We start from the raw sequence: 22284 nt of genomic DNA on the forward strand, positions 1-22284 counted from the left end.
TCCTGTTTGTCCTGTTTGTCCTGTTTGTCCTGTTTGTCCTGTTTGTCCTGTTTGTCCTGTTTGTCCTGTTTGTCCTGTTTGTCCTGTTTGTCCTGTTTGTCCTGTTTGTCCTGTTTGTCCTGTTTGTCCTGTTTATCCTGTTTGTCCTGTTTATCTTGTTTGTCCTGTTTGTCCTGTTTGTCCTGTTTATCCTGTTTGTCCTGTTTATCTTGTTTGTCCTGTTTGTCTTGCTTATCTGGTTTACCTGGTTTACCTGGTTTACCTGGTTTATCCTGTTTATCCTGTTTATCCTGTTTGTCCTGTTTGTCCTGTTTATCTTGTTTGTCCTGTTTATCTTGTTTGTCCTGTTTATCTTGTTTGTCCTGTTTATCTTGTTTGTCCTGTTTGTCCTGTTTATCTTGTTTGTCCTGTTTGTCCTGTTTATCTTGTTTGTCCTGTTTATCTTGTTTGTCCTGTTTATCTTGTTTGTCCTGTTTGTCCTGTTTATCTTGTTTGTCTTGTTTGTCTTGTTTGCCTTGTTTGTCTTGTTTGTCGTGCGTATCTTCAGTTTCCTGTTTGTCTAGTTTATACGCGTCTGAATTTAATTCAGAATCCTCTTCACGTTTATACCATTTATTTTGAAACTGTATTCTATAAATCTTCATTCTATTCTTTTTTCTATGCTTTGGCATTGGGATCCCCTTTCAAAATACTTTATTTTATTCTATTCTATGTAATTCAATAGAGTTTGACTGGACAATAGCTAGACGAGTGTCTTGAATAGGTATTTGTTTTTGATTTGAGTCGAAATATTATATTTTTCTCTATTATATTTTCACGTTTTTAAAAATTTTTAGTGTTTTTTTGCTTTAAACACAACTAGACAACTAAACACTAATCTATTTTCATACAGTTATGTGTTAAAAGCGTGTTGTTTTATAACACACTGTGTGTTTTTTGAGTGACACACTGATTGAAAGCGGTAACACACAAATGAATTGCTCGAAAAAACGCTGATTTTAGGCGTTTTAAAAAGTTGGCACGCTAATTGCATTAATAAATAGCGTAAAGAAAAATAAATAAACATAAACTTTTTATACTACACAAGGGGGATTTTCAAATGAATATTTTATTATGTTGCTCAGCAGGGATGTCTACAAGTTTACTAGTTACAAAAATGGAAGCGGCTGCAAAAGCTCGCGGTCTAGAAGGAAAGATTTGGGCTGTATCTGGGGATGCAGTAAAAAACAATATTGACCAAGCAGATGTATTATTACTAGGACCACAAGTTCGTTACATGCTTTCTTCAATGAAAACGCTTGCTGATGAGAAAAATGTTGGGATCGATGTTATTAACCCAATGCACTACGGCATGATGAATGGAGAAGCAGTTTTAGATCACGCATTAACACTTAAAAAATAATTAGGGGGGAAGCGAAATGCAAAAGTTTATTGCATTTATGGAGAAATATATTGTTCCTGTCGCTGGTAAAATCGGATCGCAACGTCACTTAGCTGCGATCCGTGATGGATTTATTGCAGTTATGCCACTTATTTTAGTTGGTGCACTGGCATCACTAATTAATGGTTTTCCATCTGAGGCTTTCCAAGAGTTCATGAAAGGTTTGTTTGGTGAAACGTGGAAACAAGTTGGCGGTGGAATGTGGACTGGTTCTTTTGCAATTTTAGCATTAATCATAGCATTTACAACAAGTTATAACTTAGCAAAATCTTACGGCGTTGATGGTTTGTCAGCAGGTATTATTTCATTTGGTGCGTTAATTATTCTTACGCCAACAACACCGAAAGAAGGCGGATTAAACTTAGCTTGGACAGGTGCACAAGGGTTATTCGTAGCAATTATCGTGGCACTCCTTGTTACTGAAGTATTCCGTTTCTTTGTACAAAGAAACATTACTTTAAAAATGCCTGATGGAGTACCACCAGCAGTTTTAAGATCTTTCGCAGCTATAGTTCCAGCATTTGTTATCTTAACAGTAGTTGCAGGTATTCAATTAGCAGTGAAATTAGCTGGTACAAGTGTTCATGAATTTATCTTTAATACGATTCAATCACCACTGCAAAGTTTAGCAGGGACATTACCAAGTGCAATTGTCATTGTACTCCTTGTCCATCTTCTTTGGTTCTTCGGTTTACATGGTCCAAATATCGTTGGTGGTATTATTGAGCCATTATACTTACCGGCATTAGAGAAAAATATGAAGTTATTCCAAGGTGGTACATCTGCATTTGATGTTCCAAACATTGTTACAAAACCATTCTTTGATACTTTCGTATATCTTGGTGGTTCTGGTGCAACATTAGCATTCTTAGTCGTCGTATTACTTGTAGCGAAAAGTGCACAATTACGCGGTGTATCTCGCTTATCAATTGGACCAGGTGCATTCAATATTAACGAACCGGTAATCTTTGGTACACCAATTATATTAAATCCGATTTTATTCTTACCGTTTATCCTAACACCAATTGTATTAGTAATTACTTCTTATACAGCTATATCTATTGGTTGGGTACCAAAAACAGTTGTGATGATTCCATGGGCAACACCACCAATTATTAGTGGTTATCTTGTAACAGGTGGACATCTTTCAGGTGCAATTCTACAGTTATTCAACTTTGTAATTGCGATGGCAATCTACTATCCATTCGTAGTATTATGCGACCGTTCTGTTGTTCGTACTGAAAAAGCAGCAGCACAAGGAAATAACAACTCTGTACCTATGTAACATAGTAATTGTTCTCACAGACAACATGATTTGTGAGAACAATTACCTTTATATCATGTTCAAAAAGATGAGACCCATCTATAAGGACATCAAACTATCATTCATAAAATAATAATGTAATAGAAATGTTCAAACTGAAGGGGTATTTAAATCGGTTGAACCATAATAGAGAGGGCGGTAATTATGATGACTACAGCAGAACAAATTCCATTCCAATTGATTTTAAATAGTGGTAACGCACGAAGCTTTGCAATGGAGGCACTGCAATTCGCTAAACAGGGGAAAATGGCGGAAGCAGATGAAGCGATGGTAAAGGCGAAAGAAGCGATTAATGAAGCGCATCATTTCCAAACAGAGCTCATACAATCAGAAGCAAGAGGAGAAAAAACAGAGATTAGTGTTCTTTTAATTCACGCACAAGATCATTTAATGAATTCTATTACAGTAAAAGAATTAGCAGCAGAATTTATCGACCTTTATAAAAAGCTTGAAGCGAAAGGGGAATAAAGCATGACTGGAATTAAAATTGCTACAATCGGCGGTGGATCTAGTTATACACCAGAGTTAATTGAAGGGTTTATTAAACGTTATGATGAGCTTCCTGTTCGTGAAATTTGGTTAGTAGATATTGAGGCAGGAAAAGAAAAGTTAGAAATCGTTGGTAACTTAGCGAAACGTATGGTAAAAAAATCAGGTTTACCAATTGATATTCATTTAACACTTGATCGTCGTGAGGCATTAAAAGGTGCTGACTTCGTAACAACACAGCTGCGCGTTGGTTTATTAGAAGCTCGTGCAAAAGATGAAGCAATTCCATTAAAATATGATGTAATCGGTCAGGAAACGAATGGTCCTGGTGGTTTATTTAAAGCACTGAGAACGATTCCTGTAATTTTAGATATTTGTAAGGACATGGAGGAACTTTGTCCAAATGCATGGCTTATTAACTTCGCAAATCCAGCAGGTATGGTAACTGAAGCTGTACTTCGCTATACAAATATTCAAAGAGTAGTTGGTTTATGTAACGTTCCAATCGGAATTCGTATGGGCCTTGCGAGATTACTTGAAGTAGATGCAAGTCGCGTACACGTTGATTTCGCAGGTCTAAACCACATGGTATACGGACTAGACGTATATTTAGATGGCGTAAGTGTAATGGATCGTGTGTTAGAGCTTGTAACAGATCCAGAAAAACAAATCACGATGGAAAATATCGCTGCGCTTAACTGGGAGCCAGACTTTATTCGCGGTCTTCGTGCAATTCCATGTCCATACCATCGTTACTACTACAAAACGCGTGAAATGTTAGAAGAAGAGAAAGAAGCTTCGATTGAAAAAGGTACACGTGCAGAAGTAGTGAAACAATTAGAAGATGATTTATTCGAGTTATATAAAGACCCGAATTTAGATATTAAGCCACCACAATTAGAAAAACGTGGCGGAGCTTATTATAGTGATGCAGCATGTAGCTTAATTACGTCTATTTACAATAATAAAGGTGATATCCAGCCTGTTAATACACGAAACAACGGAACAATTGCAAGCTTGCCACATGATTCAGCTGTTGAAGTGAACTGTATTATTACGAAAGAAGGTCCAAAACCAATTGCGGTTGGAGATCTTCCAGTACCGGTTCGCGGTTTAGTACAGCAAATTAAATCATTTGAGCGCACAACAATTGAAGCTGCTATTACAGGGGATTATCATAAAGCGCTGCTTGCTATGACAATTAATCCACTTGTACCATCTGATAAAGTTGCAAAACAAATTTTAGATGAAATGTTGGAAGCACATAAAGAACATCTTCCACAGTTCTTCAAAAAGGTAGAGAAATAAAAGCGGCGCTATTTAGCCCGCTTTTTTTATTTCGATAGGAGGTATTAGGATGATTAAGTTAATTGTAAATGCAGATGATTTCGGTCTTACAGAAGGTACAAATTATGGCATTATTGATGGACATATAAATGGGCTTGTAAATTCAACGACGATGATGATGAATATGCCAGGGACAGAGCATGCTGTAAGCTTAGCGAAAGAGTATAAAACGTTAGGGATAGGAGTGCATCTCGTATTAACAGCAGGAGGACCGCTGCTTACAGATGTACCATCACTTGTAAGTAGCGACGGAGCATTTCATAAACAAAGCGTCGTATGGGGAGGGAATATAAATCCAGAAGAGGTAGAAAGAGAATGGACGGCTCAAATTGAGAAGTTTTTATCTTACGGATTAATACCAACTCATTTAGATAGTCATCATCACGTTCATGGTTTACCGATTTTACATGATGTTCTTGAGCGATTAGCAAGTAAGTATAATGTTCCGATTCGTCGTTGTGAGGAAGATAGAGCTGTGCGCCCATTTTCAGATGTGTTTTACAGTGATTTTTACGCTGACGGTGTGACGGAAGATTATTTTGTGAAGTTAAAGGAAAGAGTGCGGGACGAGCAAACGGTAGAAATTATGGTGCATCCAGCTTATATTGACCCAGAGCTTGTGAAACGTTCTTCTTACGTGATGGATCGTGTGAAAGAATTGCGTATTTTAACAGAGAGCGAATTGCCTGAAGGAATAGAGCTTGTGAAGTTTTAATAGAAAAACGACGGCTACATAATGCCGTCGTTTTTTTAGGTTTACAAAATGGATAGAACATATCCACCAAAGGCTCCAAGTATAACGATAACCCAAGGTGGCGTTTTCCAAAAAGCGAGTAAGCAAAATAGAAGAGAAGCAAAAACGAAATCTACAGAATTCATAATTGTACTCGTCCAAATTGGATCATAAAAAGCTGCTAGTAAAATACCGACAACGGCTGCATTCACCCCAAGTAGTGCGCCTTGTATGTAGGATACTCTCCTTACACTGTCCCAAAATGGTAAGACGCCAATAACGAGCAGGAAGGCAGGAAGAAAGATCGCGATTGTTGCGAGTAGTGCCCCAAGTGTCCCGTTTAACACTGCTCCTATATAAGAAGCGAATGTAAATAGTGGGCCTGGTACTGCTTGTGTTAATCCGTATCCAGCTAGGAACTGTTCTTTTGTCATCATTCCGTTTTGTACGAACTCACCTTCAAGAAGGGGAAGTACGACGTGGCCGCCTCCAAATACAAGTGCACCAGAGCGATAGAAACTATCAAATAAAGCGATGTAATAAGAGAACGGTCTTAATATTGGTAGCAGTATTAATAGTCCGAAGAATAAGATGAGACAAGAAATTGCTACCATTTTTGAAATAGGGACGTTTATTTTTTGAGCTTGGTTAACGGGTTGGTCGCGATATAAAAACCAACCGATAAAGCCAGATACTATAATGAGAATGACCTGTGTCCAACTACTTGGCCATAATAGGGCGATTGCGGCAGTTACAATCGCGATTGTTGCACGGTTTCGGTCAGGTGTTAACTTTTGAGCCATTCCCCATATTGCATGAGCGACAATTGCAACCGCTACAAGTTTCAGTCCATGAATCCAGCCTGTACTTCCAAGTTCGAACTGATTAAGGAATGAAGCGAAGAAAACTAAAACGAGCACAGACGGTAGAGTGAATCCAATCCATGAAATAATGGATCCTAATAATCCCCCGCGTAATAACCCAATCCCCATCCCGACTTGACTGCTGGCTGGTCCAGGAAGGAATTGACATAGTGCTACTAAGTCTCCATAACTTCGTTCATCCATCCATTTTCGCTTTTGCACGTATTCATGATGGAAATACCCAAGATGGGCGACAGGGCCTCCAAACGAAGTGAGTCCTAATTTAAATGAGACGAGAAAAATCTCCATTAATAATTGTAAAGAGTAGTTGTTATTTTTCAAAATGGCCTCCAAGAATGTTTTTCTAAGTGCATTATACAAGAGGCAATAAGGGGAATGAAATGATTTCTATGTAAAGATTTTGTGAATCTTTTAGTTGTAATTAAAAATTGAAAAAGTCATAAATGATTATGTCTAAACCATAAAGTAGTAGAAGTAGTACTGGGAAATTTATATAAGGAGAATGCCCGTATGACAACACATTTCTTTGCTAGGTTAACAGGGAAGAGGGAAATACCTCCTGTAAATACAGAAGCTTATGGTGTAACAGAGTTTATTTTTAGTGAGGATTTAAAGAAGTTGCAATATCGGGTCATATTGAAAAATGTTGAAAAAGTTACATCATGTCAAATTCATTTAGGGAAAGCAGATCAAATTGGTCCAGTTGTTTTAAGTTTGTTTGGTCCGCTAAAGCAGGGTATTAGTGTAAATGAAGGAGTCGTTACTGGTATAGCAAATGTGGAGGATTTTGAAGGACCCTTACAGGGGAGAGCATTTGACAGCTTGCTTCAAGAAATTATTCAGGCGAATGTATATGTAAATGTTTATACGAGGTCCAATAAGAAGGGAGAAATAAGGGGGAGAATAAGGAAAGTAAAGAAGTAAACGAAAAGGCTGTCCCAAAAAATTGGAACAGCCTTTTTTATTATACTGGTTGCCGTTTTTGTGAAGTATTGTCGGTAAGTCGATATATTTAAAAAATCGCCGATATAAGTTCACTTACTACGCACTAGGTACTACTCGGAAATATCACCTAGATCAATTTTTTACAGGTTGATTTTTGATGAAGAAGTCCATTACATAAAATACTTCGTCATCTGGTATTTGTATTTCAAATGTATTTTCAATAGGTTGCAATGCTTTTTTTACTTTCATATACATCCAGTACTCATCTTGTCTTCGTTTCTCTTTATCAGGATGAGGGAGAAGACTTTCGCCTTTTTGAAGACGGTCAACCATGCAGCTCATATGCAAAATTACACCCATTAAACTGTCAGGAGTTAGCTGTAAAGAAATTAATTCTTGAATTGTATTTAACGCATGACGAATTGTTTTAATAAGTAATGCCCCGTCGTTACGCTGCATTTGTTGTTCAAGAATATCAGCCATTTTTACATATGTTTCTTCATACGTAATTAATTCCTGAATTGGCTGAATCGCTGTGTAGTTCACAATGTCTTGGAAGTGGTATGTTAAGCATGGTACTTGCACATCGAAATTCGTGACGATACAAATGATATTACGCTCTTTTTTTATGTTCTCGATCATTTTTGTTAAATCTTTTTCGTGAACGATGCTAATCGGAATAATTTCAATTAAGTCTTTGTCAAAGCGTAAATAGTTCTCTAACATTTTTTGAATTGCTAAAGCACTTCCTTCGCCAGTTAAGCAAGCTGTTAAAATAACAGATTTCATTGGTGACAGCGGTTTTTTCTTTTCTTCTTGTACATTTAAGTAGAACGGCGTTAAATTCTTCACTGTTTCATATAGTGCATCTAATGAGTAGCCAAGCTGAGCTTTTCGAGCTGCTTCTAGTGCGTGTGGTGTGCTCGTCATGGAAAGAACACGTACAGGAATTTTGAATTCAGTTTCTAATATATCACCAATATAAGCGAGAGATCCCATATCAACAAGTAAGAGAAGCCCGTTTACATTTTGAAGTGTTTTCATATACACCTTAACACGCTCTAAGAAATCTTTCGGTGATTCATGCAAGGGCATATCGATACCAGTTACTTCATCAATACCGAGCAGTTCGTTTGCGACGTTTGCCATTTCTGTTGCGATGCCATTACCATGTGCTAATATTAATACTTTTACTTCTGTTTGTGAGGCAGGAATTGGGTCAACAACGAAGAACATTGTTAAGAAGCCTGCTTCATCAATAGGCATTGTTATTTGTAATTCTTCTTCTAACAGTTGAATACATTGCATAGCTACGGAAAAAGCTTCTTTATATTTCGTACGAATTTGATTTAATTGTGGGTGGTGAATTTGTTTTCCACCCTGTAAGCGTTGTAGAGTTGTCTGTACATGTAAACTTAAAGCAAGAAACACTTTTTCATCAAAAGTTTTAGATAAATGTTTTTCAGCTAGCTCTGCAATTTTTTCACACACGGAAACGATATTACGATCCACAATTTTAAAAACATTTTCATGGCTTGTTTTTTTAGACATTTGGTTAAAATATTGAACGAAAAAGCTTTGAATATCATTTTCTATTAGTAACTCTAATTCTTCCTCTTCAATGCCGCGTGCTTGAAGTTCTTCATATTTATAATCAATATAATCGTAAATAGAAGAACGTTTTTCATCTTCTGTTTTATGCTTGCTCCAGCCTTCATCACCTGTAAATACAAATGTTTCATTTGGTATTTGGTATAGGTGACGGCTCTTTCTTTCGATAAACAGTCCTTCTTTCATATACCAAGGTAAATCTGTACTTGAAACACCGACAGAATCACGTTTTTTTGTTACGAAATCAGAATAAGCTTTCGCGCAGGCAATTTGTACATCTGTTTTCAATTGACCAATGTTATTTGGGCAATTGTAAAAGACGAAGGATCGCATTGCGTTTGGACTAACATGAATCTCTTTTCGTAGTCGAATCGCTTCATTTGTGAAAAATAGTTGCAACAAAGCAAAGCGTTCTTTATGCGTTCGCTCACGAAGAGGTGGAAGCGTAACGGTCATTGGAATACGTCTTGTAAATGTTTTTAATAAAAATGAGTTTGGTTCTTCTGTTGTTGCAGTAATAATTAATACTTGTGCCTTACGTTCATTTTCTGTTTCTCCAAGGCGGCGATATACTCCGCGATCAATGAATGTGAAGAGCATTTCTTGTCCTTCTGGAGGAAGACGATGTACTTCATCTAAGAAAAGGATTCCTTCATGGGCTTTTTCAATTAAACCTTTTTGATCACTGGCACCTGTGTAAGCTCCTTTTTTGATACCGAATAACTGTCCAAGTAGTAGTTGTGGATTGTTTGCATAATCAGCACAGTTAAAAACGATAAAAGGCGCATCTTTTGGAAGTTGTTCCACTTCAATTGCATATTCGTGCATTAAAGAAGCGAACATCGATTTTCCGACACCTGTTTCTCCAAGTAGTAAAGTATGCATACCGTTTGGAGGGTAGAGAATAGAAGCTTTTGCTTTTTCAATGGCAATTTTTAGGCTTGTATTTTCAATTGCAAATGTATCTAATGAAGTGCCCTTTATTGAATGCGTTTCCAAGGAAGTATTCGTTTCTATATAAAAACGGACAGGACGTGTACTCGTTTTTAATAAACGATCGTCTTTCACGAGCTTGTTTAAGTCGCTACTAACATTTGCACGGTCTAACTGTAGAAGTGTAGCGAGTTCAGATGCTGTTACACCTTCTATATAATTCCCTTTTTGTATTGCGTTAAAAATGAGATCTATTCGTTTCATTTCTATTCACCTCGAAACTTCATCACTATTTAAAATTTTACACAAAAATGGGAAGTGTGGGAAGAGAAAAATAAAACAGCTTTAGTATATAGGCACTAAAGCTGTTACAATCTTGTGTCTTTCCAAAAATTCACTTCGAGATGGGAAGATGGATTGTAGGGAAGTAGTTTGTATCCTTGTGATTGCAAATAATCAATTACTTTTGGGAGTATTTGCACTGTGACACTAGAATCATGCATTAAAATAACCTCTACTTGTTCATCGCTTTGATTTCGCACTCTTTCTAGTATTGCGGAAGGATTATCATAGCTTTTCCAGTCATATGTATCAATTGTCCAATCCCACATTTTATACTGGGAAGATACGAGTGCATCGCGGTAATTCTTTTTTAAATAAGGCATGCTACCGTATGGGACACGAACGAGATGTGTATTTAGATGTGTAACTTGCCGGACAATATTTTGAGTTTGTTCCATTTCTTCAATTAAAATTGATGGATCGCCAGTATAAAGACGTTTTACATCATGTGACATGCTATGGAGGCCAATATAATGTCCATCTTTAATCAATCGCTCCATCGTTTTTTTATAATGTGGCACTTTTCCGCCGATAACGAAGAAAGTTGCTTTCCCGTTCTTCTCTTTTAAAATATTTAAAATTTGTGGTGTGTATTTATTCGGCCCGTCATCAAATGTTAAGTACGCAATTTTTTTTGTAGGAGAGGTAGTTTGAGTGCTTTGTTGATCTTCTGCTTGAATGTCTGTAGTTGCTTCTGTATTAGATGATGCGTACATAGTAATAGTTAAAAATAAAATTATACATTGAAGTAATCGCTTGATCATAACATTCACCCTCAGTTTGACAATCAAGATGTAAAAATGAAAATTTGATACTTTTTTCGTTATACGTATATCTTTCTCCAATAGAGGCACTCTCAAACAATCTATATTTTGGAAATGGGGAATGAGGATTAAAAAATAAAAATAGCATCCTCTTATGAAAAAGAGGATGCTATTTGAATATTTCATAAAAGTAAAGGCTATACTACAATTAGTCTTCGCGTTTTTTCACTTTTTTATAGAAGGAAATAATTGGTTTGTAACGTTCGTGTACAAGACCGATTACTTCAGCAATAATTTCTGTAAAGAAGATTAAAACGAAAAGAAGAATAATGGATAACCATAATGTCGCACTACTGAAAATGATTGCATTTACGCTAAAGAAAATACCAAGTGCGTAAATAATTAGTACCGTTTTACGATGAGAGAATCCCATTGCAAGCAAACGGTGATGTAAATGCGACTTATCTGGTGCTGAAATAGGCTTTTTATTTACGATACGGCGGATAATTGCAAACGTCGTATCAAATATAGGTACACCTAAAATAATAATTGGAACGATAAAGCTGAATAACGTTACGCTTTTGTATAATCCAAGTAACGATATAACAGAAATACAGTATCCTAAAAATAGTGCGCCTGTATCTCCCATGAAGATTTTTGCAGGATGGAAGTTGTAGAATAAAAATCCAATTGTACTTGCTAATGTAATCAGTGCTAGAGGTAATATAATAGCTGCTCCAGTACCCCATGGGCTAGTGAAGGCCATATATGCTAGCGTTGCAAGTACGATAGATGAAATCCCTGCGGATAATCCATCTAATCCATCAATTAAGTTGATGGCATTTGTAATACCGACAATCCAAAATACTGTAATTGGATAAGCAAGCCACCCGAGTTCAGTATCTCCAAGAATTGGAATATATAATACTTGCACTAATAATCCACTTTTGACAATCATGATGGCAACTAATAGTTGTCCACCGAATTTTACCTTCGCAGATAGTTCGTACATATCATCTAAAATCCCGATGATAACAATAATGATAGCACCTAAAGTTATCGATAGCATTCTTTGTTCGTACAATCCACCGACAACAAATCCTACAGCTACACCGATAAAAATTGCTAACCCGCCAAGACGAGGCATAATTTTTTGGTGTACTTTACGTGCGTTTGGTTTATCTGTTGCTCCTATTTTGAAAGCTAATTTAATAACTAAAGGAGTAACGACGAGTACAGTGATGAAAGATGCCAAAATGGCATAAATCACTTGTGAGTCCATTAATACCCCACCTTTTATAGTTTAACGTAATTTTTCTAATTGTATTTATCTGAAAATTATGATGTTTATTTACAGGCTCATAACATATGGTATCACAAAAAGATTAGAATTCAATCTTTTTTTCGTTTAGCTGTAAATGGCAGTGCATAGAATATATGACAATTGTATATAGAATGTTGAATCGTTTGAGAAGGTTGTTGATATTGCGACTTGAAATATGACAGTGTATCTGCCTCGTCTATAACAAGTATTTTATTATAAGTGTTGCACGTAAAAATGAGTAAGTTCCGTGTTAAAATGTGGGAATTTACATTTTATATATATTGCATCATTTAACTTTACAAAATCTTAAAAATGAATAAAAAGACAATTCATATAATAAATAAGAAAAAAAGTTTTCTTATTTTGGGTGCGAGAGGGGGAAGCACAGGGGTGATTCTGTGTATTCGTATATTTTCTTATGTATATTCCTGTGCGAAAGGAAAATGAAAATTACGATAATAGGTACCGGATATGTTGGATTGATTACAGGAGTAGGATTGGCGAAATTGGGACATTTAGTCACATGTTTTGATATAAATAGTGAAAAAATTGAACGGATCAAACAAGGCGAGTTACCTATTTATGAATGTGGATTAAATGAATTAATAACTGAAGAGTATGAGAACAATCATTTAACTTTTACAGCAAGCAGACTAACTGCATTTAATGATGTAGAGTTTATATTTATTGCAGTTGGAACGCCATCTTTATTAGATGAAACAGCAGATTTAACGTATATTCGTAGTGCTTGTGATGATATTGGAGCATATGTGAATAACGATATTATTGTTGTTACGAAAAGTACGGTTCCAGTAGGTACAAATGATGTGATGAGGGAATGGATTGAGGAGAAACTACAAGGTAGACACGAATTACATATCGTATCGAATCCAGAATTTTTAAGGGAAGGTTCTGGTATTTATGATTTTTTTCATGGTGATCGCATTGTAATTGGAGCATGTAGTGAGGAAGCAGCGAGGAAAGTAGAGAATTTGTACAGTAAATTAAGCTTACAAACGTATATTACAGATATTCGAAGTGCTGAGATGATTAAATATGCATCTAATGCTTTTTTGGCTACGAAGATTAGTTTTATCAATGAGATTTCCAATATATGTGAGCAAGTGGGTGCAGATATAGTAGATGTATCTACAGGGATGGGGATGGATAAGAGAATTGGTGCATCTTTTTTAAATGCAGGCATTGGATATGGAGGGTCTTGTTTTCCGAAAGATACGAAAGCACTTGTGCAAATTGCAGGGAATGTTTCTCATGATTTTCGCTTGTTGAAAGCAGTCATTGAAGTGAATAATAAACAACAGTTGCTGTTAATAGAAAAAGCGAAGAAGATGATAAATATGAAGAAGAAGCGGATTGCAGTTCTTGGTGCAGCGTTCAAACCGAATACTGACGATATTAGGGAAGCACCCTCTCTTATTATAATACGAGAATTAATTAATATAGGTGCAGATGTGGTTGTATATGACCCGCAGGCTATTCAAAATGTAAAAAGTATGTTTGGAAATGCTATACGATACGCTGAGTGTATAGACGAATCGATTAGAGCGGCAAATGCAGTTTTTATCGTAACAGAATGGGAATCAATTCGAAATTATCCGCTAGAGAAGTATGTACAGCTTATGAGGGAACCTATTCTATTTGATGGGAGAAATTGTTATACTAATGAGGATGCCGAGAAGCAGGGGTTAGATTATTACTCAGTTGGGCGAAAAGGCGTCTGTAATAGTAATGTTTCTCAGGTACGTTAAAAAGTGTATTTTCACATGCATATTTTTATATGCGATAATAGAAGTTGTAACTAGTGAAAGAAAAGAGGCAATGAAATGACTGAACGTTTAAAAGTAATGACAATTTTCGGGACACGACCAGAAGCAATTAAAATGGCACCTCTTGTATTAGAGTTGCAAAAGCACCCAGAAAAAATTGAATCGATTGTGACTGTAACAGCACAACACCGTCAAATGTTAGATCAAGTATTAAATATCTTTGGAATTACGCCAGATTTCGATTTGAATATTATGAAAGATCGTCAAACGTTAATTGATATTACAACACGTGGTTTAGAAGGTTTAGATAAAGTAATGAAAGAAGCGAAGCCTGATATCGTACTTGTGCATGGTGATACAACGACGACATTTATTGCAAGCTTAGCTGCTTTCTATAATCAAATTCCAGTAGGACATGTTGAAGCAGGACTTCGTACATGGGATAAGTATTCTCCATATCCAGAAGAGATGAATCGCCAACTAACAGGTGTAATGGCGGATCTTCATTTCTCACCTACAACAAAATCAGCAACGAACTTACAAAAAGAAAATAAAGATGAGTCACGTATTTTCGTAACAGGAAATACAGCGATCGATGCACTGAAGACGACTGTAAAAGAAACTTATAGCCATCCGGTGTTAGAGAAACTTGGAAATGATCGTCTTGTACTTATGACAGCGCATCGCCGTGAAAACTTAGGAGAACCAATGCGCAATATGTTCCGTGCAATTAAGCGTCTTGTTGATAAGCACGAAGATGTACAAGTTGTATACCCTGTTCATATGAATCCTGTTGTTCGCGAAATAGCAAATGATATTTTAGGCGAGCATAGCCGCATTCATTTAATTGAGCCGCTAGATGTAATCGATTTCCATAACGTTGCAGCTCGTTCATACTTAATGTTAACTGATTCTGGTGGTGTACAAGAGGAAGCGCCGTCACTAGGTGTGCCAGTTCTTGTTCTTCGTGATACGACAGAACGTCCAGAAGGCATTGAAGCAGGTACGTTAAAATTAGCAGGAACAGATGAAGAGACAATCTTTGGTCTTGCTGATGAGTTGTTATCAGATAAAGAAGCTCATGATAAGATGACGAAAGCATCTAATCCTTACGGCGACGGTCGTGCATCAGAGCGTATTGTAGAAGCGATTTTACAACACTTCAACAAATAAAGTGAAACTTTACTAAATGGAAGGTTGCATCCTTCATTTAGTATTAGCCCACAACAATCGCGGGAAATAAAAAGAGCCAAATCGTATACGATTTGGCTTTTTTTTATTCATGATTCCTCATAATCCACTCTGCATGAGCATTTGTAGAAGGAGGAGGTGGTGGTGTTTTGTTCTCACTCGGTTCCTTCTTTTGTTTTGCGATGGAGTTAGAATCAGAATTTGTACTCTCATTTTTTGTAGTTTCTGTTGGGGCTTGTTCTTTTTCCCCTATTTCTTTTAATATCTCGTTACGAGTTGTCTCTACACTGATTGGGTCTGGAAGGAAATAATAAATACCACCAATTTTTTTATCTTCTCCTTCAAGCTTTAATGTTTGGATCGTTTGTGGGTCGAATCCAGAGATTTTATTGTAAAGAGCAAGTCCGTCAGAAATAGGAATATCGGTTTTTATATATTTCCCAACTACCGCGGTTAAATCTTTAATTTTAAATACGGTTGAAGCAGAATTTAGCTGTTGGGCAACAGCCGCCAGTACTTGCCTTTGTCTCGCTGCTCGGCCATAGTCACCGTTAGGATCTTGCTTTCGCATGCGGACGTAAGCGAGTGCCTCTTCACCGTTTAAGTCTTGTTTACCTTGTTTAAAGTGAATTAATTTGTAATAATCTATATCGGAGCGCTCCTCGAAATCAAAAGGAACATCAACTGTAATACCTCCAACAGCATCAACGATACCTTTAAAGCCTTGGAAATCAATTTTAATATAATGATCAACAGGGACTTTTAAAAATCCTTCGACGGTGTCAATTGCCATTTTTTCTCCACCATAAGCATGGGCAGCGTTAATTTTGTCTTCTTTATTTTTACCAACAATCTTAACACGAGAATCGCGAGGGATACTCATAAGTGAAACCTTTTTTGAGTTTGGATTAACTGTCGCGAACATAAGTGAATCTGTTCGGCCGTTTTGACCATCTGTTGCGTAATCCTCAATACCCATAATTAGTATTGTGAAAGGTTTTTTTGTGATTTCCACATCTTCTGCTCGTAATTTAGATTTTTCACGGTTAAATCCACTGTACATCCCCATGAGAGAAGTGTAGGAATTTAATACATAAAGTCCTACGCTACCAAATAAAAATGCGAAAATAAGAAAGAAGAAAAGTTTTCTTCTACGTTTCTTTTTTATTCTGCTATTTTGGAGATGATAATAACGTTCTTCCATATATAATCTCCTTAGTTCATTTGTAGGGAATTAATTCACTACATTAATCTTTAGAGGCGATAAGTTAGCTATTCTTAGATAACGTCTTGTTCTAAGTACAACATATCTCCTTCTTTAATTGTACACTTCCCATTTGTTAATTCAATCATCCAATCTATGAATGGTTGTTTTTTGTCCTCTTCTACATAAGTATCGAATGTGACATTTTCTAGATAGTGTATATCTTTAATGGCATATTCTGAATTACGTAATTCATTTTCTAGCTTGCCAAGCAACGTATAATCAATTTCTGTTTGCATAACGCGCATTAGTTTTCGTTCAACAACACCGACATGGTTAAGACCTTCACTTGTACATTTTCCATATGCACGAATTAATCCACCAGCACCAAGTTTAATGCCGCCAAAATAGCGTGTAACGACGACGACAGTATCTTTTAGACCTCGTTTTTTTAATACTTCTAACATAGGTACACCAGCTGTGCCGCTCGGTTCACCGTCATCATTCGCTTTTTGAATTTGATCTTGTTCACCGATTAAATATGCAGAACAATTATGTGTTGCATTCCAATTTTGTTTTTTTATTTTTTGTATAAATGCTTGAGCTTCCTCTTCTGTTGTGGCGCGATTTACATAGCAAATGAATCTTGATTTTTGAATGACAATTTCGTGCTCGCCGTAGCCTTTGGTTGTTAAATATTGTAATAACAATGGTATACGCCCCTATTCTTCAAAATGACTAGTACTTTACATTTTAAAAGCGGTTGTTTTTATATTCAAACATTTTTTGCAAATATGTTGAAATTTTTGATGAGGATTTGATCTTGTTGTTGTAATTTGTCGAGAGGGTGATTATAATTTCTAATTGGCATTTTTATGTATGGATGCACCTTTTCTCGTTTTCGTGTAAAATTAGGGAATAAAATTTTTTTATAAGGCAGGTACGAAAATGAAAACAGCTATTGTTACTGATAGTACAGCATATATACCGAAGCATATTCGTGATGAACTCAATATATATATGATTCCATTAAACGTTGTGTTTGGAACGGAATCTTATCAAGAAGAGGCTGAAATTTCAGCAAATGATTTTTATGTAAAAGTACGTGAACAAGAAGAACTTCCGAAAACTTCGCAACCAGCAATTGGAAAGTTTTTAGAGTTATATGAAGAGTTATCTAAAGAATATGATGCAGTTATTAGCATTCACCTTTCCAGTGGAATTAGTGGTACATACCAAACGGCAACGACAGCTGGACAGATGGTAGATGGTATCGATGTATATACGTACGACTCTGAAATTAGTTGTGAAGTACAAGGATTTTACGTGCGTGAAGGTGCGAAATTAGCAGGTGAAGGGAAAGCTCCAGAAGAGGTTATCGCTCGCTTTGATGAAATGAAAAAAACGATGGATGCTTATTTTGTAGTAGATGATTTACATCATTTACAGCGCGGTGGAAGATTAAATAGCGCGCAAGCTTTCATCGGCAGTTTGTTACAAGTAAAACCAGTATTATACTTTAGAGATAAAATAATTATTCCATTCGAAAAAATTCGTACGCGTAAAAAAGCATTAAAACGTATCGTTGAAATCTTTGATGAGCAGGCAAGTAAAGGTGTGCCTATGGAGGCTGTTATTATTCATGCGAATCGTGAAGAGGAAGCTAATGAATGGAAACAAGAATTAGAAGAGATATACCCTCACGTTACAATTCGTACGAGTTATTTCGGAGCTGTAATTGGGACGCATTTAGGTGAAGGTGCGCTTGGTTTAGGCTGGTATACGAAGTGATAAAGATGTAAAAGCTCTCTTACTTGAAGAGGGTTTTTTACGGGTATTTTACGAAGAATTGACAAGTTAATATTTGGAAATGGTAAAATGTACGTAAAATTAAATAATGAGGAAAGTTTTATTACTTACTTTTTACAAGAAACTATTTTATAATGGAAGAGAGGTGAAACATATGGAGCATAATTCTTGTTTATGTCCAAAGTTTGAGTCAGCTTTTACATTGCTTAGTAAGAAATGGACTGGCTTAATTATTAAATCTTTGTTGGAAGAGCCGAAACGTTTTAGAGAAATCGCAGATATTATACCGAATATGAGCGATCGTATGTTGTCAGAACGTTTAAAGGAATTAGAAGGTGAAGGTATTGTAGTTCGTAATGTTTACCCAGAAGTACCAGTTAGAATCGAGTATGGTTTAACTGATAAAGGGAAAGCGTTGGAACGTGTTATGGATGAAGTCCAAAATTGGGCTGAGAAATGGATGAAGTAATGTTTCTATCTCATTCATACTTGGAGTATTTTCAAAACGTAAGGGATTCCCTTACGTTTTTTTCAATTCTATAAAAAATATCGGAAGTCACCTAAATTTCTACATATATATACAAATTTAGATATATTTTGCTATAGAGATAAATGTAATATTACATTTATTTTACAAAACCGTAACATTAGCAAAAAAACTCCCGAATTATGGTATAAATTTTAATAGGTTATATACGGAAAATGAAAAAAGAAAGCGGTGTAAAAAATAAAATGAAAAAGCTAAAAATGGCATCTTGCGCATTAGTTGCAGGGTTAATGTTTTCAGGGCTAACACCAAATGTATTTGCAGAGGATAAAATTTCTGACGTGAACTCACAAATTAACACACAAAATGACACTTTACATAAACAACAACAAGAACGTGATGCATTACAAAAACAAATGAACGACTTAAACAAAACAATTCAAGGTTTAGATAAGTCTGTTCAAGAGAACGCTGCAAAACTTGATGAAACAACGAAAAAAGTTTCTGATACTGAGCAATTAATTGAAAAGAAAAATAAAGATATTGCAGAATTACAAACAAAGATTGCAAAACGTGAAGAGTTATTAAGAAAACGTTTAGTTGCACTACAAGAACAACCGAACACGAACGTTGTAACAGAAGTTCTTGTAAACTCTAAAAACATTGCAGATTTAGTGGATCGTTTCAATTCTATGTCTAAAATTCTTGAGTCTGACGAAGATATCATGAAAACTCAACAAGAAGATCAAACGAACGTGAAAAAAGATGTTGAGACAGTAAAAGAAAAACAAAAAGAATTAAAAGAAGCACAAGCTCAAATTGAAACTGCTAAGAAAGAACTTGACGCTGAAAAAGAGAAAAAAGCAACAGTGGTAAACGATTTAAGCGGTAAAATGGATACAGTTGTAACTACGATGACAAGCACGGAAAGTCAATTGAAAGATCTTGAGAAACAAGCACTGCAATTACAACGTATTGCGGAAGAAGAAGCGCAAGCAAAAGCGGCACAAGAAGCTGCTGCTCAAAAACAAGCAGAACAAGCGGCTAAAGAAGCACAAGCTCAACCAGCTGCAGCCCCAGCACAGCAAGCTGCACCAGCGAATAATGGTGGACAAGCTCAAAAAGAAGAACCTAAAAAAGAAGAACCTAAAAAAGAAGAACCTAAAAAAGAAGAGCCTAAAAAAGAAGAGCCTAAAAAAGAGACACCTAAACAAGAAAACAAAAAACCAGAGCCAGCACCAGGTCCAACTCCGGTTCCTGGCGTAATTGGTAAAGCACAACAATACTTAGGTATGCCTTATGTTTGGGCAAGTGCATCTCCATCAAACGGTGGTTTTGACTGTAGTGGATTCATTTCTTACATTTATGGTGTAGGTCGTCAAGATGTTAATGGATATTGGAATTCAGTTTCTAAAGTAAGTAGCCCACAGCCTGGAGATTTAGTGTTCTTCCAAAACACTTATAAAAATGGTCCGTCTCACATCGGTATTTATGTTGGAAATGGACAAATGATTCATGCGAGTGATAAAGGGATTGCGTACGGTGATATTAACAGTTCGTACAACCAAAAACATTTCTTAGGATACGGTAGATTCTAGGATTTATAATTGAATAAAATACGTGTATAAAGTCGATAGCTTACTATTTTATAAGTAGGTTATCGGCTTTTTTGAGTTTTTACGAGATAAAGAGAAGGATTTATAGTAGTGCTGGAGGTGGTTATTGATGATGTTAGCTGGTAGACAGTTATTGTTAAAAGAACTTTCTTCAGATTTGCAGGATAAATTGGATCATTTGAAAAGGAACCGAGAAGTCGTTTGTGTGCAAGGTGTAATTAAGAAATTTTCAAAATATACGTGTCAGCGTTGCGGCAATATAGAGCAACGACTATTTGCATCATTTGTATGTAAACGGTGCAGTAAAGTATGTACGTATTGTTGTAAGTGTATAACGATGGGAAGGGTCAGTGAATGTGCTGTACTGGTGCGCGGGGCTGGAAAAACAGAAATGTTGTTTCGTGGAATTGCAGAGGCACTACAAAGGGGAGAGAGAGTTTGCATTGCAACGCCGAGAACGGACGTTGTACTTGAGTTAGCACCAAGATTATAAGAAGTGTTTCCGAATATAAATGTAGCTGCTTTATACGGAGGGAGTTTATACGGAGAAAAAGATGCGGCGTTAATCGTTGCGACTACACATCAATTGTTACGTTACTATAGAGCGTTCCATGTCATGATTGTAGATGAGATAGATGCTTTTCCATATCATGCGGATAAGATGTTGCATTATGCAGTAAACGAAGCGATGAAAGAGGAGGCAGCACGTATTTATTTAACTGCAACTCCAGATGAAACGTGGAAGCGCAAATTGCGGAATGGTAAGCAAAAAGGGATTGTTATTCCAGGTCGTTATCATCGTCATCCATTGCCAGTCCCGATATTTCGGTGGTGCGGAAATTGGAAAAAGGGTCTTATGTGTAAAAAAATTCCTCGTGCTTTATTACAATGGTTAAATAGGTACTTATCTAAACGACATTCTATTTTTCTATTTGTGCCTCATGTGCGATATGTAGAAGAAATTAGCCAGTTATTAAAATCATTAAACAATCAAATTGACGGTGTGCATGCAGAAGATCCGGCGAGAAAAGAGAAGGTAGCAGCTTTTAGGAAGGGAGAAATCCCTTTATTGGTTACAACGACGATTTTGGAACGGGGGGTAACTGTGAAGAATTTATAAGTAGCAGTTTTAGGAGCAGAGGAAGAAATATTTTTAGAAAGTGCTCTCGTTCAAATCGCAGGGCGCGCTGGCAGAAGCTCTGATGAACCTCATGGAGATGTCATCTATTTTCATTATGGAAAGACAGAGGCGATGGTGCGTGCGAAAAAACATATTCAAAGTATGAATAAGAAGGCTAAAGAACAAGGACTGATAGATTGATGCATTGTCTACTTTGTGATGAATATATTTCGTGCGCGATTAGTTGGTACACTTTTTTTGTTAAGCCCCATAAAAAGTATATATGTGATAGATGTGAGCAGAAACTATCCTATATTATAGGAGATATTTGCAAGGAGTGTGGCCGGCCTTTAGAACTTGTACCAGTGGAATATAAGAACGGTGATATTTGCACGGATTGTATAAGGTGGATGAGCGAGGGGAGATTTCCGTCTCTCATAATGTATGGTGAAGGGATGAAAGAAATATTAGCACAGTTTAAATTTCGAGGAGATACTGAATTAGTGCATATTTTCCATCCGCCTTTTCGAAGTCTTTTTCAAAAATATTTTGCGGATATTTCAGCTGTCATTCCAGTTCCACTTAGTGAAGAGCGAGAATACGAACGTGGTTTTAATCAAGCTGAGTTACTCGCTTCTTGTTTGCCTGTCAAAATGCTTTGTACATCATTAAAAAGAATAGAAACAGAAAAACAAAGTAAGAAGAAGCGTAAAGAAAGGGTGTCGGGGATTAATCCTTTTTATTTTCAAGGGGAAGAGATATTTCATGAGCAACATGTTTTAATCGTGGATGATGTGTATACGACAGGAATTACTGTTAGGCAAATTGGAAGCCTTTTGTATGGTAGAGGAGCGAGAGAAGTTTCCAGTTTGACGCTTTGTAGAAGCTAATATGCGCTGTCGAAATGGGGAATAAAAAGACGACAAGTCTTCT

The 22284-nt window shown here is 36.4% G+C and carries 18 protein-coding genes and 2 pseudogenes; 13 read left to right on the forward strand and 7 right to left on the reverse strand.

Annotated features, from left to right (window positions below):
• A pseudogene (locus Q3V31_RS20525) lies at positions 1 to 671 on the reverse strand (polyamine aminopropyltransferase); the annotation flags it as partial.
• A 428-nt stretch (positions 672 to 1099) separates the two neighbouring features.
• On the opposite strand from Q3V31_RS20525, the gene Q3V31_RS20530 reads away from it, so the two are divergent.
• The 5 genes from Q3V31_RS20530 (at position 1100) to chbG (ending at position 5316) form a co-directional block, all read left to right on the forward strand.
• Positions 1100 to 1402 (forward strand): PTS sugar transporter subunit IIB, encoded by a 303-nt coding sequence (locus Q3V31_RS20530; RefSeq protein ID WP_001023563.1) that lies wholly within the window; start codon positions 1100 to 1102, stop codon positions 1400 to 1402.
• 16 nt (positions 1403 to 1418) lie between these two features.
• Positions 1419 to 2726, forward strand: a complete 1308-nt coding sequence (gene celB, locus Q3V31_RS20535) for a PTS cellobiose transporter subunit IIC (protein WP_001168834.1) — start codon at positions 1419 to 1421, stop codon at positions 2724 to 2726.
• A 183-nt stretch (positions 2727 to 2909) separates the two neighbouring features.
• Positions 2910 to 3233 carry a PTS lactose/cellobiose transporter subunit IIA gene (locus Q3V31_RS20540; protein ID WP_000989054.1) on the forward strand — a complete coding sequence of 108 codons (324 nt, stop codon included), beginning with the start codon at positions 2910 to 2912 and terminating at the stop codon, positions 3231 to 3233.
• Positions 3234 to 3236: 3 nt separating this feature from the next.
• Positions 3237 to 4562, forward strand: a complete 1326-nt coding sequence (celF, locus tag Q3V31_RS20545) for a 6-phospho-beta-glucosidase (protein ID WP_000145740.1) — start codon at positions 3237 to 3239, stop codon at positions 4560 to 4562.
• A gap of 49 nt (positions 4563 to 4611) precedes the next feature.
• Entirely contained in the window at positions 4612 to 5316 is a 705-nt protein-coding gene (gene chbG / locus Q3V31_RS20550) for a chitin disaccharide deacetylase (protein ID WP_090813801.1), read from the forward strand.
• Positions 5317 to 5357: 41 nt separating this feature from the next.
• Here chbG and Q3V31_RS20555 read toward each other — a convergent pair whose 3' ends face one another.
• On the reverse strand, positions 5358 to 6539 hold the full coding sequence (locus tag Q3V31_RS20555) for a chromate transporter (RefSeq protein ID WP_016130868.1): 1182 nt from the start codon (positions 6537 to 6539) through the stop codon (positions 5358 to 5360).
• Between the two features lie 189 nt (positions 6540 to 6728).
• On the opposite strand from Q3V31_RS20555, the gene exsM reads away from it, so the two are divergent.
• A complete protein-coding gene (gene exsM, locus Q3V31_RS20560) occupies positions 6729 to 7142 on the forward strand; it encodes an exosporium regulatory protein ExsM (RefSeq protein WP_090813803.1) in 414 nt (137 codons plus the stop codon).
• Between the two features lie 153 nt (positions 7143 to 7295).
• Here the strand turns inward: exsM and Q3V31_RS20565 are convergent, their stop codons facing one another.
• From Q3V31_RS20565 to Q3V31_RS20575, 3 genes are all read right to left on the reverse strand, one after another.
• Positions 7296 to 9971, reverse strand: a complete 2676-nt coding sequence (locus tag Q3V31_RS20565) for a sigma-54-dependent transcriptional regulator (RefSeq protein WP_090813804.1) — start codon at positions 9969 to 9971, stop codon at positions 7296 to 7298.
• Positions 9972 to 10075: 104 nt separating this feature from the next.
• Positions 10076 to 10813 (reverse strand): polysaccharide deacetylase family protein, encoded by a 738-nt coding sequence (locus Q3V31_RS20570; protein ID WP_000595944.1) that lies wholly within the window; start codon positions 10811 to 10813, stop codon positions 10076 to 10078.
• Between the two features lie 208 nt (positions 10814 to 11021).
• Complete coding sequence (locus tag Q3V31_RS20575) at positions 11022 to 12095, reverse strand: glycosyltransferase family 4 protein (protein ID WP_000378308.1); 1074 nt, start codon at positions 12093 to 12095, stop codon at positions 11022 to 11024.
• Between the two features lie 440 nt (positions 12096 to 12535).
• Between Q3V31_RS20575 and Q3V31_RS20580 the strand changes: the two genes are divergently transcribed.
• Together Q3V31_RS20580 and wecB are read left to right on the forward strand one after the other, a co-directional pair.
• Entirely contained in the window at positions 12536 to 13906 is a 1371-nt protein-coding gene (locus Q3V31_RS20580) for a UDP-glucose dehydrogenase family protein (RefSeq protein WP_139265946.1), read from the forward strand.
• 75 nt (positions 13907 to 13981) lie between these two features.
• A complete protein-coding gene (gene wecB / locus Q3V31_RS20585) occupies positions 13982 to 15097 on the forward strand; it encodes a non-hydrolyzing UDP-N-acetylglucosamine 2-epimerase (RefSeq protein ID WP_000140120.1) in 1116 nt (371 codons plus the stop codon).
• A 103-nt stretch (positions 15098 to 15200) separates the two neighbouring features.
• Here wecB and Q3V31_RS20590 read toward each other — a convergent pair whose 3' ends face one another.
• The gene (locus Q3V31_RS20590; protein ID WP_000392810.1) at positions 15201 to 16319 is read right to left on the reverse strand and encodes an LCP family protein; all 1119 of its coding nucleotides are present in this window, start codon (positions 16317 to 16319) and stop codon (positions 15201 to 15203) included.
• Between the two features lie 74 nt (positions 16320 to 16393).
• Positions 16394 to 17029 carry a YigZ family protein gene (locus Q3V31_RS20595; protein ID WP_090813805.1) on the reverse strand — a complete coding sequence of 212 codons (636 nt, stop codon included), beginning with the start codon at positions 17027 to 17029 and terminating at the stop codon, positions 16394 to 16396.
• A 238-nt stretch (positions 17030 to 17267) separates the two neighbouring features.
• Here Q3V31_RS20595 and Q3V31_RS20600 point away from each other — a divergent pair, with 238 nt between their 5' ends.
• The 5 genes and pseudogenes from Q3V31_RS20600 (at position 17268) to Q3V31_RS20620 (ending at position 22241) form a co-directional block, all read left to right on the forward strand.
• Positions 17268 to 18110 carry a DegV family protein gene (locus tag Q3V31_RS20600; RefSeq protein WP_000844771.1) on the forward strand — a complete coding sequence of 281 codons (843 nt, stop codon included), beginning with the start codon at positions 17268 to 17270 and terminating at the stop codon, positions 18108 to 18110.
• 172 nt (positions 18111 to 18282) lie between these two features.
• The gene (locus Q3V31_RS20605) at positions 18283 to 18597 is read left to right on the forward strand and encodes a winged helix-turn-helix transcriptional regulator (RefSeq protein ID WP_000400851.1); all 315 of its coding nucleotides are present in this window, start codon (positions 18283 to 18285) and stop codon (positions 18595 to 18597) included.
• A 233-nt stretch (positions 18598 to 18830) separates the two neighbouring features.
• Positions 18831 to 20213: a C40 family peptidase gene (locus tag Q3V31_RS20610; protein ID WP_329766621.1), complete on the forward strand. Its 1383-nt coding sequence runs from the start codon at positions 18831 to 18833 to the stop codon at positions 20211 to 20213.
• Positions 20214 to 20343: 130 nt separating this feature from the next.
• A pseudogene (locus tag Q3V31_RS20615) lies at positions 20344 to 21552 on the forward strand (ATP-dependent helicase ComFA).
• Complete coding sequence (locus tag Q3V31_RS20620; RefSeq protein WP_097872538.1) at positions 21552 to 22241, forward strand: ComFC family protein; 690 nt, start codon at positions 21552 to 21554, stop codon at positions 22239 to 22241. Before Q3V31_RS20615 ends, Q3V31_RS20620 begins: the two are co-directional and overlap by 1 nt.
• Positions 22242 to 22284 lie beyond the last annotated feature (43 nt).

Origin of the sequence: Bacillus nitratireducens, assembly GCF_036320425.1 — a bacterium.
GTDB lineage: Bacteria > Bacillota > Bacilli > Bacillales > Bacillaceae_G > Bacillus_A > Bacillus_A nitratireducens.

Excerpts from the sequence above, each read along its gene's own strand:
- Q3V31_RS20530 (WP_001023563.1), top strand. The coding sequence starts at position 1,100 with ATGAATATTTTATTATGTTGCTCAGCAGGGATGTCTACAAGTTTACTA.
- celB (WP_001168834.1), top strand. The coding sequence starts at position 1,419 with ATGCAAAAGTTTATTGCATTTATGGAGAAATATATTGTTCCTGTCGCT.
- Q3V31_RS20540 (WP_000989054.1), top strand. The coding sequence starts at position 2,910 with ATGATGACTACAGCAGAACAAATTCCATTCCAATTGATTTTAAATAGT.
- celF (WP_000145740.1), top strand. The coding sequence starts at position 3,237 with ATGACTGGAATTAAAATTGCTACAATCGGCGGTGGATCTAGTTATACA.
- chbG (WP_090813801.1), top strand. The coding sequence starts at position 4,612 with ATGATTAAGTTAATTGTAAATGCAGATGATTTCGGTCTTACAGAAGGT.
- exsM (WP_090813803.1), top strand. The coding sequence starts at position 6,729 with ATGACAACACATTTCTTTGCTAGGTTAACAGGGAAGAGGGAAATACCT.
- Q3V31_RS20565 (WP_090813804.1), bottom strand. The coding sequence starts at position 9,971 with ATGAAACGAATAGATCTCATTTTTAACGCAATACAAAAAGGGAATTAT.
- Q3V31_RS20570 (WP_000595944.1), bottom strand. The coding sequence starts at position 10,813 with ATGATCAAGCGATTACTTCAATGTATAATTTTATTTTTAACTATTACT.
- Q3V31_RS20575 (WP_000378308.1), bottom strand. The coding sequence starts at position 12,095 with ATGGACTCACAAGTGATTTATGCCATTTTGGCATCTTTCATCACTGTA.
- wecB (WP_000140120.1), top strand. The coding sequence starts at position 13,982 with ATGACTGAACGTTTAAAAGTAATGACAATTTTCGGGACACGACCAGAA.
- Q3V31_RS20590 (WP_000392810.1), bottom strand. The coding sequence starts at position 16,319 with ATGGAAGAACGTTATTATCATCTCCAAAATAGCAGAATAAAAAAGAAA.
- Q3V31_RS20600 (WP_000844771.1), top strand. The coding sequence starts at position 17,268 with ATGAAAACAGCTATTGTTACTGATAGTACAGCATATATACCGAAGCAT.
- Q3V31_RS20605 (WP_000400851.1), top strand. The coding sequence starts at position 18,283 with ATGGAGCATAATTCTTGTTTATGTCCAAAGTTTGAGTCAGCTTTTACA.
- Q3V31_RS20610 (WP_329766621.1), top strand. The coding sequence starts at position 18,831 with ATGAAAAAAGAAAGCGGTGTAAAAAATAAAATGAAAAAGCTAAAAATG.
- Q3V31_RS20620 (WP_097872538.1), top strand. The coding sequence starts at position 21,552 with ATGCATTGTCTACTTTGTGATGAATATATTTCGTGCGCGATTAGTTGG.